This is a genomic window from Mucilaginibacter sp. cycad4, assembly GCF_034263275.1.
Lineage (GTDB): Bacteria > Bacteroidota > Bacteroidia > Sphingobacteriales > Sphingobacteriaceae > Mucilaginibacter.
This window is the reverse complement of sequence record NZ_CP139559.1, coordinates 4,368,406-4,384,869: the sequence shown is the minus strand read 5'-3', so window position 1 is coordinate 4,384,869 and position 16,464 is coordinate 4,368,406. Positions and strand designations below refer to the sequence as shown.

Annotated in this window: 8 protein-coding genes; all 8 read left to right on the top strand. The window is 42.6% G+C overall.

Annotated features, from left to right (window positions below; translation table 11 throughout):
* The first annotated feature begins 809 nt into the window (after window positions 1-809).
* The 8 genes from SNE26_RS17660 to SNE26_RS17625 all read left to right on the top strand — a co-directional run bounded on the left by SNE26_RS17660 (window position 810) and on the right by SNE26_RS17625 (window position 16,463).
* Window positions 810-3,965 carry a TonB-dependent receptor gene (locus SNE26_RS17660; RefSeq protein WP_321555241.1) on the top strand — a complete coding sequence of 1,052 codons (3,156 nt, stop codon included), beginning with the start codon at window positions 810-812 and terminating at the stop codon, window positions 3,963-3,965.
* Between the two features lie 38 nt (window positions 3,966-4,003).
* Complete coding sequence (locus tag SNE26_RS17655; RefSeq protein ID WP_321555240.1) at window positions 4,004-5,590, top strand: RagB/SusD family nutrient uptake outer membrane protein; 1,587 nt, start codon at window positions 4,004-4,006, stop codon at window positions 5,588-5,590.
* Between the two features lie 21 nt (window positions 5,591-5,611).
* A complete protein-coding gene (locus tag SNE26_RS17650) occupies window positions 5,612-7,144 on the top strand; it encodes a glycan-binding surface protein (RefSeq protein WP_321555239.1) in 1,533 nt (510 codons plus the stop codon).
* A 79-nt stretch (window positions 7,145-7,223) separates the two neighbouring features.
* Window positions 7,224-8,753: a cellulase family glycosylhydrolase gene (locus SNE26_RS17645; RefSeq protein WP_321555238.1), complete on the top strand. Its 1,530-nt coding sequence runs from the start codon at window positions 7,224-7,226 to the stop codon at window positions 8,751-8,753.
* A gap of 250 nt (window positions 8,754-9,003) precedes the next feature.
* Window positions 9,004-10,380 carry a cellulase family glycosylhydrolase gene (locus SNE26_RS17640; RefSeq protein WP_321555237.1) on the top strand — a complete coding sequence of 459 codons (1,377 nt, stop codon included), beginning with the start codon at window positions 9,004-9,006 and terminating at the stop codon, window positions 10,378-10,380.
* Between the two features lie 191 nt (window positions 10,381-10,571).
* Window positions 10,572-12,659, top strand: coding sequence for a beta-galactosidase (locus tag SNE26_RS17635; RefSeq protein ID WP_321555236.1), 2,088 nt, complete (start codon window positions 10,572-10,574; stop codon window positions 12,657-12,659).
* A 21-nt stretch (window positions 12,660-12,680) separates the two neighbouring features.
* Entirely contained in the window at window positions 12,681-14,237 is a 1,557-nt protein-coding gene (locus SNE26_RS17630; protein ID WP_321555235.1) for a glycoside hydrolase, read from the top strand.
* A 183-nt stretch (window positions 14,238-14,420) separates the two neighbouring features.
* A complete protein-coding gene (locus SNE26_RS17625; protein WP_321555234.1) occupies window positions 14,421-16,463 on the top strand; it encodes a beta-galactosidase in 2,043 nt (680 codons plus the stop codon).
* Window position 16,464 lies beyond the last annotated feature (1 nt).

Genomic DNA, 16,464 nt, shown 5'->3' with positions numbered 1-16,464 from the left:
ACTTTTGCTTTCCTTCCTGAAACTAAGTGTTTGAATGTTGTCTGTTCCCAAATAGTATTGTGGTAAGATAATGATGTTCCGGGCCCCGATAATAACGCATTTTGTGCAATGATGGTTCCTGCTGACCTTGGTAATTAGGTTTGGACCCATAGAACAAACGATGCAATTATTTTAATATCATTTTCAGTGATTTCACGCGATGATCAAGTATCACAATTTCGCCCCTTAACCCCGACAGATATTCAGGTATCCCATCTTGTCTTTTCGGTTGAAAATGGCAGGCTCATAATTCAAAGGGCCCATGTGCTTAGACCGCGGTTTCTAAAATAATTATTTAGTTTTTATAGTTAAAAAACACAATAAATTTTTTTAAGTGACTTATTTACAGGTGTTTATGATTTTTTGAACATTTGGTCTATATTTTTGCTCAACTCTGGCACCCGCTCTTTTTTAAGTTATCATAGTTTCACCTTCGGTATTTGGATTCAATGCAGTGTGTTTGACTATACGCTTTGAATTTTGTCCACCAATTATAAATAAAGCCAACAGTTAAATTTTTTTGAATGAGCAGGCAGGCGTGCAACTGTACCTGAAGTTTCTTACTGATTATCCGGGCTTTGGCCCCTTGATAAAATAAAGTGGATTGAAAGGATCGTTACGGGCATTTGCCATGCAAAAAAACATAATGGAAAAAATAATTATGAATGAAAAGTAAACCAATTAAACACTAAACACTAACCAAAGAACAATGAACCAATTATCAAACCTCAAAATCCTTTTATAAGATGGATAAAAATTTACAAAAGAGAATGAAGTACCACATTTCATTATTTTTAATATGCATGTTTCTTTATTTTTCAGCTCATGCACAAACTATCACAATTGTCGGGAAGGTAATAGGTGCCGACAATTCCCAGCCGCTGCAAGGCGTAAGTATTAAGCTTAAAGGGACCGTACCCATAGCTATATCTGCAAATGATGGTAGTTATTCAATAGCCGCGAAGCCAGGCGATATACTCGTTTTCAGTTTTTTAGGTTATACATCTCAGGAAATAGCAGTTAAGCAAGTTAGCACGATTAATGTTAAGCTGAGCCCGGCATTGAGCAACATAGACGAAGTGGTTGTAATCGGTTATGGTAAGGCAAAAAGAAAAGATGTAACGGGCTCCATAAGTTCCATATCCGGGAACGAATTACGCAAAACGCAGCCAAGTACATTTGATCAGGCCCTGCAGGGAAAAGTTCCGGGAGTGGTGATCCAACAAATCTCAGGTCAGCCTGGTGGCGGTGTATCTATTCAGATACGCGGTTTGTCGTCGATAACCGGCACAAACTCACCATTGTTCGTAATAGACGGAGTGATAATCCCGCCGGTTAGCGACCCCGGTAATGGTTCCAATCCTTTAAATGCTATTAATCCTAATGACATCGAATCACTCGACGTGTTGAAAGATGCATCTGCAACAGCCATTTATGGATCGCAGGCAACCAATGGCGTTGTTGTTATTACTACAAAAAGAGGTAAAGCCGGGCCACCAACAATAAGTTACGATTTCTATTCCGGTTATCAGGAGATCCTTAAGAGGTTGCCTACAATGGATTTACAACAGTATGCAACCTTTATGAATGCCCGTGCACAAGCATGGGGCTTCGGTGCAAGGCCTGAGTTGGCCAACCCCCAATATTTAGGTAAAGGTACCGACTGGCAAAGCGAATTATTCCGCCGGGCTCCGATGAATAATCATACCGTATCCGTAAGCGGTGGCGATTCCCGGACGCAATATTTTCTATCCGGGTCTTATTTCGATCAGCAGGGGATAGCCCTTGGGTCGAGGTTTACAAGGTATTCAGCACGATTGAACCTGGACAATAAAACCACCAATTGGTTAAAAATCGGGACCAGCCTTCAATTAGAACGAAGTTTTGAAAATTTAGTTAGCGGTTCTTCCAATGGCACTTCCGGCGTAATTCAATCGGCCTTAAGCCTAACACCGGATGTGGCGGTACAGAATCCCGACGGATCTTACGGCGGAGTTACCAACACCGATGGTTGGATACCAGGAGTGGTAAACCCGGTAGCGATAGCCAGACTCGTAAGAAACCAGGCAACGCAGTATCATATATATAGCAACGCGTATTTAGAAATACAGTTTGCCAGAGATTTATCACTCAGGACTGAAGTATCGGGTAATTTTGGCTTTGGTGCTTATGATTCTTTTACACCGGTGTATTCTTTTGGTAAAGCGGTTAACGGCACTAACAGCGCCAGCAAGACTTCTAATCAGGACCAATATTACGTATTACGTAATTTTTTAACTTATAATCATGATTTTAACAGATTTAAGCTGAATGTTTTGGCAGGACATGAGTCACAGTCAAGTAGTTACTTTAATCTCGGCGGTTCACGGACAAATTTTCCTTCCAACAATGTAACAGCGCTTAGTGCAGGCGATCCTACAAATCCCAAAAATAGCGGTGATAATGGCCTCGGCGGCGCATCAGAATCTTATTTCGGCCGTGTTAATTTTACCTGGAATGATAAATATCTGATCACCGGCAATATACGTGACGATGGGTCCTCAAATTTTCCATCTAACCACCGTTGGGGTGTTACATATTCGGGTGCATTTGCCTGGAAAATTAATAATGAGGCATTTTTGAAAAATGTAAAATCCATAAGTGAATTGAAACTGAGACTCGGTTATGGGCTTACTAATAACCAGGGCATACCGGGAAATACTTATGCAACCCAACTTACTACAGTAGCTAACGGTTTATCAGGTACAGCGCAGTTTCAAAGCAATTTGGCGAACCCTTATGTAACGTGGGAAAAAACAAATAAATACGATGCCGGACTTGACGCTACATTCTTTAACGGGCGTTTGAATTTTTCGTTCGATGCTTATGACAGCGAAACAAAGGGACTTTTATTGAAAGTTCCGTTTCCAATATATTCCGGTACAACTACGGGTTATTCGCCCGGCTCTATGCAGGCACCGTATGCTAACGTAGGTTCTCTCCGTAATCGGGGATTTGATTTTGGCATTAACACCGTTAATATTAATAAAAAAAATTTTACGTGGAAAACTAATGTTACCTTCTCGCGCAATACCAACAAAGTACTCAGTTTAGGTGCGGGTGGTGATGACGCCAGCTTAACTGCGACATTCAATAACGATGTACTTGAAAAGACGGTGGTCGGCAAGCCGATCGGCGAATTTTACGGCTATGTATTTGATGGCATGTTTGCAAAGCCAAGTGATTTTAAGAACCACGCCTTGCCCGCCGATCAAAGCGGAAAAGCTTACCCTATTTCCCCGCAAGGCGGTGGTATCTGGTATGGCGACCGTATGTTTAAAGACCTTAACGGCGATGGTATCATTGATTCCCGGGACGCAACTTTTTTGGGTTCACCGATCCCTAAGTTTCAGTATGGTATAGGCAATACTTTTACCTACAAAAATTTCGACCTGAATTTCTTTTTTAGCGGCAGCTATGGGAACAAAAATTTCAATCAATTAGCTGTATCACAAACCAATTCGCAAAATAATACCGCCTATTTTACCAAAGTATTAGACTATGCGCGCTTGGCTATGGTAAATCCGCAAGGTTCTTCATCCGATATTAACAATGTGTATGTGGCTAACCCCAATACAACTGTTGTAGGTTTGCGAAACGATAATACCAACGGTAATAATCGTGCTTCTAATTTGTTTCTGGAAGATGCTTCGTTCCTGCGTTGTAAAAATATCACTTTAGGGTACCGCCTGTCAGATCACATTTTGTCGAAAATACATGTGCATTCAATTCGGGTATATGGTAATGTTTCCAACGCATTTATCATCACAAAATATACAGGGATGGACCCTGAAATTGGTTCGTGGAACCCGCTTCAAGCGGGTTGGGATGGCGGATATTATCCTCAACCCCGGGTATTTACTATTGGTGCTAACGTAACGCTTTAGCAGATAAAACAATTGCCAATTTTTTTTAAAAAAATATTATGAAACCGATTAATAAAATTGTAATCATTTTGCTATTTGGGGCAGCAATTGCCGGATGCAAAAAGAGTTTTCTGGACCGTCCGTCCACCTCGCAAATTAGTTCGAATAACTTTTATCAATCCACCGGTGATTTAAGGCTGGCTACGGCAAACTTATATGGCGGTGCGCCGTGGTGGCAATGGCATAATTCTGCTTGTTTACCATTGGGCGATATATTAAGCGGAACTGCATATTTTCAATGGTACGGCGATTTTGTTCAGCTTTTTACGCGTACAATTACCGCACAAAATACCGTTGTTGCAAGCGGTTGGACAGGGCTGTACAATGTTATTGCACAATGCAATACCGTTATAAATGCAGTACAGCAACAGGCGTCGCCGTCTATCGCGGCCAAAGACAAAAATGCCGCCATTGCTGAAGCAAGGTTTATTCGCGCGGTAGCGTATTATAATCTTGCTATTTACTGGGGTGCTGTACCTATTGTGGAAGACAACACCAAATTAATAAAAAACCCACTGCTTTATCGCAATACTGTTTCGGATGTATATAAATTTATCAGCCTCGATTTAAAATATGCAGCGCAAAATCTTCCATTAAAAGATGAAAAAGGCAGGCTAACTACCTGGTCGGCGCAGGGGATGCTGGGCAAGGTATATTTAACAATGGCTGGTTGGGGCAAAAACGGCTCACGGGACCAGGCCTTGCTGGACAGTGCTAAAAAATATGCAGGCAATGTGTGTAAAAATAGCGGGTTAGAACTGCTTCCCAGCTACTACGATCTTTTCAAAGCACAAAATAACGATAGCCCTGAATCTTTATTCGCGCTTCAATGGGCTGCCGGTGTGGGCTATGGATTTGGCAATAACTGGCTAACCTATTCGCCAAGCAATGATATTAATCCGCAAAAAACAGGCGCATGGACACCCTTAGCGCCAACCTGGGATTTATATAAGATGTACACTGCCAAAGACACGGTACGGCGCAAGGCCACAATTATGCTCAACGGAGATTTTTACCCCGAATTGAATGCTGCAGGTGGTGGTTACACGGCAACCGGGATATGTATGAAAAAACACATTATTGGCAACGAGAAAGATAACAGCTCGCCAACAATGGATATTTGGTCATCCATTGAACATAACGCGGTTCTCAGGCTGGCTGATGTGTATCTGGTGTATGCCGAAGCCATTTTGGGCAATAATTCCACTACTGCCGATCCCATCGCGCTACAATATTTTAATAAAGTGCGGACCAGGGCAGGTGTTGACCCAGCTACAATGTTAAACAGTGACATCATTCTTCGGGAAAGAAGGGTTGAATTTGCTTTTGAAGGACAATATTGGACGGACCTTGTGAGGCTTTCTTATTATCAGCCAGCAAAGGCTGTTGGTATTCTTAATGAGCAGGATGCCACCCATAGCCGGATTACGTTTACTTATGATCCTAAAACCCGTATCGCCACAAGGGATACTACGGCTTCTCCGTCTTCGCTTCCGGCAACTATCAGTGCATTTACATTGCAAATTCCGGCATCCGAGTTAGGTACAGATCCGAAGTTAGCCAATCCGCCGGTTCCATATTATTAATCAGAATATTAAAATATTGTTATGAAAAAGAAATCATATCTCAGCTTGTTTTTTTTGCCGCTTTTATTCATAATAGTGGCTTTACTACCAGCTTGTAAAAAGAACAACAACGATAGCAGCGCTCCTCCTGTTATTGCGTCCATTAAGAGTTATGTAGCCTCACCTAATGATACAGTTTTGCATAGCGCTGTGGCGAAGGGCCAGTGGGTTGTTATAACTGGGCAGAATTTGCAAAATGCAACTCAAATTTCTTTTGATGGTGTTCCTGCCAGTTTTAACATCGCGTTATTAGCGCCCAACAGCGCGGTAGTGCAGATACCTACCATACAGTTTTCAACAATTGATACTGCCAAATTGTATACGGTAAAATATGCTACAACAGCCGGTTCAACAACGTTCTCTTTTAAATTAGGCCCGGCAGCGCCTACTATTACGTCAATTTCTAATGTATTTGCTGCCCCGGGTGATTCTATTTTCCTTTATGGTGCAGATTTGGTGCTGGTTCAGCGACTGGTGTATGGCGGAACCCCAATTCCGTCATTTAAATCAAGCCTTGATGGAAGTTCCCTGGGGTTTCTGATGCCGGCAGCAACACCTACCAGCCAAATTTTGGTAACTACTAAGTCTGGTACTGTTAGGGATACAATAAATGCCACACCAACCATCACCCGCATTTCCAATGAAAATGCCAACCAGGGCGACTCTGTATTTGTCTACGGTACATATCTAAAAAACCTCCAGTCCCTATCTTTTGCTGGTGTCCCAATTACTTCTTTTAAAGAATCAAGTAATGCGGGTTCTGTTCGTTTTGTTATGCCTGCATCAACGAAAAGCGGGCCGGTATCTCTTACCACAAAGTTTGGTACTGTTACCACTTCTTACAATGTTTATACGCCGACATATCTGCAAGATGGTGTCATAGCAAATATGGATAATGGATGGAGTTTTAATGGTCTTAACGGATGGTGGGCGAAAGGTATGTGTGCTGTTAATAATCCTGCGAATGATTCATTTGGATGGCTGACACATACAACAGCGTTTGACGGTTTCTTCGGTAAAGACAACACCGTATTTGTATATCTTCAAACTGATGCTTTGGGGGCTGGCAAAGGAGGGTACTCAGATTACGGAACAAGTTTATCAAATAATCAATGGGTTCCAACAGCGAATCTTTCGGATCCCGTTGGTAACTGGGCAATAAAATTTGAAATGAGTGTTCCTAACGCCTGGAATGGCGGCACCCTTTGTTTCACAACAGGTTTCGCCGGTAGTAACTATGTGGCTCGCTATGAGCCATGGCAAGTATCTTCTTCAAGTACGGCAAATTACACTACCAAGGGTTGGCAAACGGTGACCATTCCTTTGTCATCATTCCGTGCAAGTGATCCATCTGAAGGTGCCGGAAAAGGCGCTTCAGTTGCCAGTTTAACCGCCTTGCTGGGCAGTACCGGTAATACCAGTTTGACAATTTATGTTTATAATTTCGATACAGCATCAACTAAAACAGGCTTTTACGGTGCTTTTGATAACATCCGTATTGTCAAAATTAAATAAACAGGTTAAAGGTCCGGGGCAGATTATCGTTGCGGACCTTAATGAATTTTAAAATACCTTCTATTAAAAAAAAACGAATATGAACATAATGAAAATTAAAGCGGCGTATACGATTGCCGTAATATTCATGGCAATTTTGGCTATCGTTTCATGCAAAAAAAACGGAAGCCCACCGGCTCAACTAACAATTGATAACATAACGCAAGCAATACCTGATGGTGGCGGTACTGTTGCCCTAAAGTTTAACACTAACGGTGCATGGAGTGTAGATACAAGCGGTGTTGGATGGTTCAAAGTAAGTCAAACTTCGGGTGGTAGTGGCGCAGTAACCATTAATTTAACAGGCGTGGCCAACAAATCAGGCGTGAGTAGGTCTGTGCTTTTAGTTATAAATGCAGCTAATGGCCAAAGCAGAAGAATTACCGTAGTTCAAGCACCGGTAATCTATGGATCTTTTAATACATCAGCTAAAGCTGGCGACGCTACTGGAATGGGCAGTACTTCCGCTCAACTATTGTCACATATTAAATTGGCATGGAATCTTTTCAATACTTTGGAAGCACATAATTCGGAAACTGCCTGGGGGCAGCCCTTAACTACGCAAGCCGAAATTGATATGGTGAAAAATGCTGGTTTTAATGCAATTCGTCTTCCTTGCGCCTGGCATCTTCATATGAACCCTGCTACCGGGGTAATAGATCCGGCCTGGCTTGCCAGGGTAAAGCAGGTTGTTCAATATTGTTTCAATGATAATATGTATGTATTGCTCAATTGTCATGCTGATGATGGATTTCTTGATTGTGGGGCAACTGGTGCCCTTAGGGATACCACAAATGCCATTCAAAAAGCTATATGGGAGCAGGTGGCTACCACCATGCGCGACTTTGATGAACATCTGATGTTTGCCAGCGCCAATGAACCAGGTGACGCTCAGTGGACTACTGGTCCAAAAGACGGTACACCTCATGGTGTTTCAACATTACAGGCAGAAACTACCTTAGCGCAATATCATCAAATTTTCATTGACGCTGTTAGGTCAACAGGTGGTAAAAATGCCTATCGTACCCTGGTTATTCAAGGATTGAGTTCCTCTGGCGATTTAATAAATGCTTACCTGCCGGGTGGTGTACCAGGAATGCCAAAAGACCCGGTTGCCAATAAATTGGCATTGGAGTTTCACTATTATTCGCCATCTAACTTCTGTATATTGAGCAGTGATGCCAGCTGGGGCCATGAATGGTGTTTTTGGGGAGCCAATTTTCATACAAAAAACCCGGCCTTACTGATAAGGAATGCACAACCCGGAACAGAAGAGGATTATATGAGTGCTAACCTGGAAAATATCAATAAGCTTTATGTGTCTAAGAATATACCTGTATTAATTGGAGAATATGATGCTGCAGGACACGATGCCACAATGACTGGGTTCCCGGCAGATTCCACGCTATCCAGAAGGTCGCAGGAACATTTTAGAGCTCAACTCGTGCGGACTGGCCTTAAAAATGGTATCCCCGCATTTTTATGGGCAAGTGGCGTATTTGATAGGGGAAACAATAAAATAGGCGATAAATCATGTTTAGATTCTTTGCGTAAAGCGGCAGGCATATAAAACATATCAGCGTTAAAGTTCAGGCGCAAAGTTTCATTAACCAAGCTGAGTTATAATGTAGCAAGCCACGTTCGATAAATCCACTTATCGGGCGTGGTATCTGCTGTAATATCGGCTGACGACATTTTGAACACCAAATTTGCCCATGAGAAATCACAGGAAGACAATGAAAAAAAAGTATTCTTTTAAGACATTAGCATTTATTATTACGCTTATAACTTGTTTTTTCTGTAAAAAGACAAGTAACGCAATGCCCCAGCTAACGGTTAGCCTGTCTGCAATAACATTTACCACCGAAGGCGGCACCCGGGATTTTTCGTTGAATTGTAATGCTGGTTGGAATATCACCAATCCAGCACCGTCCTGGCTTAAATTGAGCGCGACATCGGGAAGTAAAGGCAGCGCAGTTATTCATCTAACAACATTGTCAGAAAGCGGCACTGGGTCAGGTCGTTCAGCTTTTTTAATAATTAGATCTGCAAATGGCCAGGCCAAAATGGTGAAGATATCTCAGACTGCTGCCATATTTCCCAATTATAACACCTCGCCTCAGCCTCCTGATACAACCGGAATGAACAGCAATGCTCAACAGCTGGCCGCAAAAATCAGGTTAGGCTGGAACATCGGCAATACCTTTGAAGCCCCAGGCGGGGAAACAGGCTGGGGTAGCCCGGTCATCACAGAGGATTACATAAAATTTGTAAAACAGCAGGGCTTTAATGCCATACGCTTGCCATGCGCCTGGAATTTGACCCATTTGGTTGATAAGAGCAAAGCAACCAAAGATACAAATTGGCTTAACAGGGTTAAAGAAGTAATAGGATATTGTGTGAAAAATGATATGTATGTTTTACTTAATATACATTGGGATGAAGGGTGGCTCGAAAACAATTGTACTGCTCTTAAAAAAGAGTCTGTTAATGCGAAACAAAAAGCACTCTGGGAGCAAATTGCAACCACTATGCGCGATTTTGATGAACACCTGATGTTTGCCAGCGCCAACGAACCGAATGCAGACAATGCGGAAAAGATGGCCACGCTTGCCAGTTATCATCAGACCTTTGTTAATGCGGTGCGATCCACGGGCGGAAGAAACAGCTATAGGATATTGGTAGTACAGGGACCATCTACTGATATTGATAAAACCAATAATCTGATGACTGTTCTTCCGAAGGATCAGGTAGCTTCCCGGATGATGGTTGAGGTGCATTATTACACCCCATATCAATTCTGCCTGATGGACGGGGATGCCGACTGGGGCAAAATGTTTTATTACTGGGGGACAGGACACCACTCGGCGACTGAACCTGGACGCAATGCCAGTTGGGGCGAAGAAAAAGATGTGAACGCCGCTTTCAGCAAAATGAAGACAAAGTTCGCCGATAAAGGAATCCCCGTTTTGCTGGGCGAGTATGGCGCTTACAGGCGTAATGGCAGCACACATGTTCCGTTAGATCTGACAACACATGACGAAGCAGTAGATTATTGGTTAACTTATATTACAAAACAGGCAAAAGCAAACGGGATGCTGCCATTTTTTTGGGACACAGGAGGGGCATTGGACAGGCGAAATTATTCGGTGAAAGACCAACGTACTATTGTTGCCCTCAACGCTGGCGCCGAATGAAACGCGCATTTAAACAGCATGTTATTGTTGGCTAATAACCAGGAAAGCTGCCGTTATAATGGGGTAAACCATGTAATGTCAGTACTGCTGATAGCGTGTTGACATTAGCACTTGTATTTGTTATTAATAATGTTGCTTTAAAACTTAAAAAAAAACCAGAAACAGCTTCTATCAAAACGCGGAAACTTTAAATGAGAAAATTTATAAGCATAGTTATTATAACCTTTTTAATGCTCCCAATAGCCTTAAAAGCACAGGGCAATAATCACTTTTTTCCGGAAAAGGATTTGGTGACTACCGGAATCTATTATTATCCCGAACATTGGAATGAAGCTCAATGGGAAAGGGACATCAAAAAAATGTCCGAAATGGGTTTTGAGTTTGTTCACCTGGCTGAATTTGCCTGGTTCAAAATAGAGCCCTTGGAGGGACGCTTCGATTTTAATTGGCTTGACAGGGTGGTAGGCCTTTGCGCAAAATATCATCTCAAAGTGTTGCTGTGTACACCTTCAGCCACTACCCCAACATGGATGCGGATAAACTACCCCGAGATATTTGTGATGGATGGTCATTATATCCGTGCGGAGAATGGGACGCGGGGGTTAGAATCGATGGTTAATCCGAAATTTCGCGGTTATGTGAAGAGAATCGTGACAGAAATGGCCAAACGATACGGGCAAAACAAAAATGTGATGGGGTGGCAAATAGATAACGAACCAGGCGCTGTTCCCGATTATAGTCCCTCATCACAGGAAGCATTCAGGGCCTGGCTGAAAAATAAGTACCAAACCATTGATGCGTTAAATACGGCTTGGGGGGCCGCCTTCTGGAGCCAATGGTTTAATAGCTTTGACCAGGTAATTATCCCGAATACGAGTTTGGTGGGCTGGTGGGGCAATAACCCCCACGCCCTGTTGGATTTTAAAAGATATTCAGCAGATGCCCAGGCAGCATTTCTTGATTTTCAGGCGGGCATTTTGCGCAATTCCATTTCAAAAGGGCAATTTGTCACAACCAACTATACTGCTGTTTGTACAGGGTCAGATCCCAGACGTACAAAGAAACTCGATTTTGCAGCATACACTGCATACCCCAACGGTGGGACTGATAATATTGGTGAATCAGGCTTCCGATTAGGTAACAGCGATGTGATTCTTTTTGCTTCAGAATACTACAAATCTGTGGGCGGTGTGTCAGGGGTTATGGAGATCCAGCCCGGTCCGGTTAACTGGGGAAGCTACAACCCCTTGCTTTTACCTGGTACAGTTCGTCTATGGCTATATCATAGCTTTGCGGCAGGCGGGAAGATCGCCTGTTCCTATCGCTTTCGCCAGATCCTGTATGGTGCGGAACAATATCATGCCGGTGTGATACAAACGGATGGTGTAACACCTTCGCAGGGCGGTAAAGATTATATGCAGTTCATGAAAGAAGTGACTGAACTGAGGAAGCAATATAAACCAGAAACGAAAATGCCTGCGAAACTGGCCGCGCGCTCCACCGCAATTCTGTGGAATGTAGAAAATTACTGGAGCATTGACAGGCAAAAACAGACAGGACAATGGAATACATGGGATTATCCTGTAAAATTCCTTAAAACCGCAAAGTCATTAGGAGCCCCGGTTGATGTGATCCAGGAAACAGCAGATCTATCAAAGTATAAATTTGTAATTGTCCCGGCTTATGAAATGGTTGACTCGGCGTTGGTGAAAAAATGGAATGACTATGTAATAGAAGGCGGGCATTTGATTATCACCTGCCGTACCGGCACCAAAGACCGCCAGGGTCATTTTTGGGAGGGCGAAACTGCCGCGCCGATTTTAAAGTTGATAGGGGCACATATCAATGGAACAGATATGCTCTCATCTTATGGAAAAGGCGATTTGCTCTTGAACGCTAATCATTATCCATGGCATAGTTGGGCGGATTTACTCATGCCGGATAATGCCACTGAGGTGCTGGCTACATATAATAATCAATTTTATAAAGGGAAAGCCGCGGTTGTAAAACACCAAATTGGCAAGGGAACAGTAACCTATATCGGTGTAGATAACGATGATTCCAAATTAGAAAAGGATCTATTGAGACAGATCTATACAGATGCCGGTGCTACAACAGAAGATTATCCTCCCGGTGTGCTTGTTTACTGGCGTGATGGTTTTTATACGGCATTAAATTATTCATCAGAAAATTACACTGTAAGCCTGCCGGATAATGCAAAAGTTTTAATTGGGGAGAGGATACTAAAACCAGCGGGAGTGCTCGTCTGGACAGAATAAATTATGAAGAATACAGAACTAATGAAAAAAATAATTGGGGTAATGGCGTTTTTTCAGGTTGTTTTTTTGGCCAATGTAAATGGCCAAAGGGCAATCCATGTTGATTTTAACAAAAGCTCGGGTAAGCTAAACACCATGTTTACAACATGTGTAGGCGCCGGCCGGGCAAATGAAGGGTTGCGTGCCGACTGGCAGCAACAGTTGGCGTATGTTAAAAAGCAATGCGGGTTTGAATATATCCGGATGCATGGATTACTCACAGATGACATGGCCGTATATACCGAAGATGCTAAGGGAAATCCTCAGTATAACTATATGTATGTAGATGTGTTATTTGACTTTCTGCATAAAATAGGAATGAAGCCTTTCGTAGAACTGGGTTTTATGCCCAACGCGCTGGCAAGCGGCAATCAGACAATTTTTTGGTGGCGCGGCAATGTTACACCACCCAAAGATTATAACAAATGGCAAGCACTTATCCGCAACCTTGTTCAGCATTTTACAGAACGGTACGGAGCCGATGAAGTAAAGACCTGGTATTTTGAAGTATGGAATGAACCTAACTTATCTCCGGGTTTCTGGACGGGTACGCAGGACGATTATTTCAAGCTGTATGATTATTCAGTAAAGGCGGTTAAGGCTGTAAACCCAGGATATAAAGTAGGCGGTCCGGCTACGGCCGGTGCAGCCTGGGTTCCCGAGATGATAAACCATTGTAGCAAAAATAACATCCCGATAGACTTCGTTAGTACCCACTCTTATGGTGTAAAACAAGGCTTCCTGGATGAATACGGTAATTCGGGAACGGTATTAAGCAAAGATTCGCTGGCAGTTAGCGGTGACGTTTTGAATACACATAAACAAATTGCTCAATCAGCAATACCAGGCCTGGAACTGCATTATACAGAATGGAGCGCATCGTACACTCCTGCAGATCCTGTACATGATAGCTATCAGGAAGCAGCCTATATCCTGGAAAAACTGAAGCAGGTTGGTAATGCGGCCAACTCGATGTCGTACTGGGTTTTTACTGATGTGTTTGAAGAGCCGGGGCCACGATATACACCTTTTCACGGAGGTTTTGGTTTGCTCAATATCCAGGGCATAAATAAGCCGGCCTTTTACTCCTATAAATTCTTGAATAAACTGGGGGGAACCGAGTTAGCCAATACCGACAAACGTTCGTGGGTTTGCAAAAATGATAAAGGGGATATCCAGGTATTATTGTGGGATTACACCTACACACTGCCTGATTCTGTGAATAACCAATCTTATTATATTAAAGATTTGCCCGCCAAATCAAAAGGGAAAGTAAAGGTCAATCTATCGCATGTACCTACCGGAAAATATACCATGGAAATATATAAAGTAGGTTACAGGATGAACGATGCATACACAAGCTATGTGGATATGGGCAGGCCAAATCAGCTAAACAGGCAACAGGTTGAAAAGCTAAAAGTACAAAATGGCTCGCCTGTTGTCAAACGGCAAATTGAAATAAAACCAAATTCCATGTATTCCCAGGAGCTTGATATCCGGGAGAATGATGTAATAATGATGAACCTGATTAAACACTGAGCAATGAAAATATTAGGAATCAAAACTGAGTTGAATCTGCCTGATTTCCGTATTAGCCAGGTAACTCATTACGTAATATTTAACAGTTATATAAATTTCGATTAATTAAATAATATAAGGATTCATTGAAAGCCTCGGAGCGATTTCGCCCAGGTACGGAAATCCTTAGAACCGCTGTAAACTATGAAAATAAAAATAAAAAAGCTTTTAATATGCTCCACGCTCTTGCTGTCGGTATTGTCTGCTAAGGCTCAGGTACTGTACGTCGGCACAAACTATCATCCACATGATGATAAAAATCCGGACAAAATAAAAAAAGACATCATGTTAATGAAGGCTGCCGGATTCAAGGTAGTTAGGATGGGACACCTCGCCTGGGACAGTTATGAACCATCTGAAGGCAAGTTCGATTTTCAATGGTTTGATGGCGTAATGGACATGATGAATAAAGCAGGAATCAAGGTGATTCTTGATATCGCTATTCGTCCGGCACCTATTTGGCTGCACCATAAGTACTCCTCAATTGATGTTACCAGTCCGGGTGGCATCGCGCAATATCCAAACCATCGTTACATGGATGATGTAGGTGACCCGATGTATCAAAAATATGCTGTACGTTATGCGGATACACTTACCAAGCATTATGCTAAACACCCGGCGCTCTTAGCTTTTGGGGTTGATAATGAACCCGGCGACGGCCCTATTTCTTATTCAGAAACGGTAAGAAAAAGATTTGTTGTTTGGTTAACGAAGAAATATGGTACCATTGATAATTTTAACAAAGCCTGGGCTACACAACGCTGGTCACGACGGATAAACGAATTTGATGAAGTAGGGCTACCCGTAACCGGCGAAAAAAACGGCGCTCCGGAGAAAATTTTAGATTTCAGGCGTTTTATTTCAGACGAAGTTAACCAGATCTTATTCAAGGTAATCGACAGGGTTAATACCAATGCCCCTGGCGTACTTACCAACACCAATGCCTGGTACTTTAGCTGGATGAGGTATTTTGATTATTCTGAAATAGCTTATTCGGGGAAAATGGCCCGCGAAGGTTGCGGCTACTACCCGGGGAATTCATTAACGACCAATTGGGGAGTGATGAATGCCAATTTTGTAATTTCACGTAACCAGTTTGAAAGTACCAACCCATTCTGGTGTAGCGAGTTTACGACAATGACGGCTGTGCCGAATTCGATAAGAAAATCGGCTTATGCCACGCTGATGTATGGCAATCAAATGGTATGCGGCTGGACCTGGCAAAGTATGTGGTCTGGCGAAGAACAATACCTGGAAGGGATGCTTGATTGGGACGGAGTACCTAACCGTAAATATGAAGAATATAAAAAGATAGCCGCCGAATTTAAAAAGATCGAAAAATACTTTCCATATAAGCCCAGCCCGGAAGTTGGTTTGGCATTCTCCTTTCCAAGTCAGATAGCCAGCAGTTCCTTTCCCGAGGCACAGGACCAACAGCTACAGAGTTGCTGGAATTTATTTCATTACCGTAATATGGATTCCCGTATCCTGGAGATCAGTAAAAGTTTGTTAAAGTATAAATTATTGTTTGTTCCCGGCGTAACAGTGATGGATGAAATAACTGCCAATAAGATCCGGGACTTTGTAAAGAATGGCGGTACCGTTGTTATGACAAGTAATTCTGCCGTGGTTGACGAAACCGGGAAAGTATTTGCATCCACCCGCCCCGGGCGTTTAAACGATGTGTTTGGCATACGCGTAGCAAGTTACGAAGAGACAGAAACGATGAACGAAATATCCCGTAAATCGTTGAAAGGCAAAAAAATTGAATTAGATTATAAAGGGAAAACTATCGGAGCTGAATCGGCCAGATATGACGTTATCGAATCCAAAGGAGCTGAAATTCTCGGAAGCATAACCAGCCTGGATAAAGATTATCCGATTATCACTTCTAACAAATACGGCAAAGGCAGGGCAATTTATGTTGGTTTGCCTGCAAGCGATGGGGTGTTAGGTCCATTGCTCGACAACCTGATAGATGAACTGGGAATCAAAAAAGGACCACAGGTGCCTGCGGGCGTCATGGCAAGGCAAATTGACAAGAATCATTTTTTATACTTGAACGTGACCGGGGTAGCAAAAGAAATACCAATGAGCGTGAAATCGCAGAGTATTCTTTTTGATAAAAGTTATACCGGCAATTTTACCATTGCACCATACGAACCTGAGTTTATAGAAATAAAATAGA

Bases quoted from the DNA above. Each gene is read 5' to 3' on its own strand.
- SNE26_RS17660 (WP_321555241.1), top strand. From the start codon at position 810: ATGAAGTACCACATTTCATTATTTTTAATATGCATGTTTCTTTATTTT.
- SNE26_RS17655 (WP_321555240.1), top strand. From the start codon at position 4,004: ATGAAACCGATTAATAAAATTGTAATCATTTTGCTATTTGGGGCAGCA.
- SNE26_RS17650 (WP_321555239.1), top strand. From the start codon at position 5,612: ATGAAAAAGAAATCATATCTCAGCTTGTTTTTTTTGCCGCTTTTATTC.
- SNE26_RS17645 (WP_321555238.1), top strand. From the start codon at position 7,224: ATGAACATAATGAAAATTAAAGCGGCGTATACGATTGCCGTAATATTC.
- SNE26_RS17640 (WP_321555237.1), top strand. From the start codon at position 9,004: ATGCCCCAGCTAACGGTTAGCCTGTCTGCAATAACATTTACCACCGAA.
- SNE26_RS17635 (WP_321555236.1), top strand. From the start codon at position 10,572: ATGAGAAAATTTATAAGCATAGTTATTATAACCTTTTTAATGCTCCCA.
- SNE26_RS17630 (WP_321555235.1), top strand. From the start codon at position 12,681: ATGAAAAAAATAATTGGGGTAATGGCGTTTTTTCAGGTTGTTTTTTTG.
- SNE26_RS17625 (WP_321555234.1), top strand. From the start codon at position 14,421: ATGAAAATAAAAATAAAAAAGCTTTTAATATGCTCCACGCTCTTGCTG.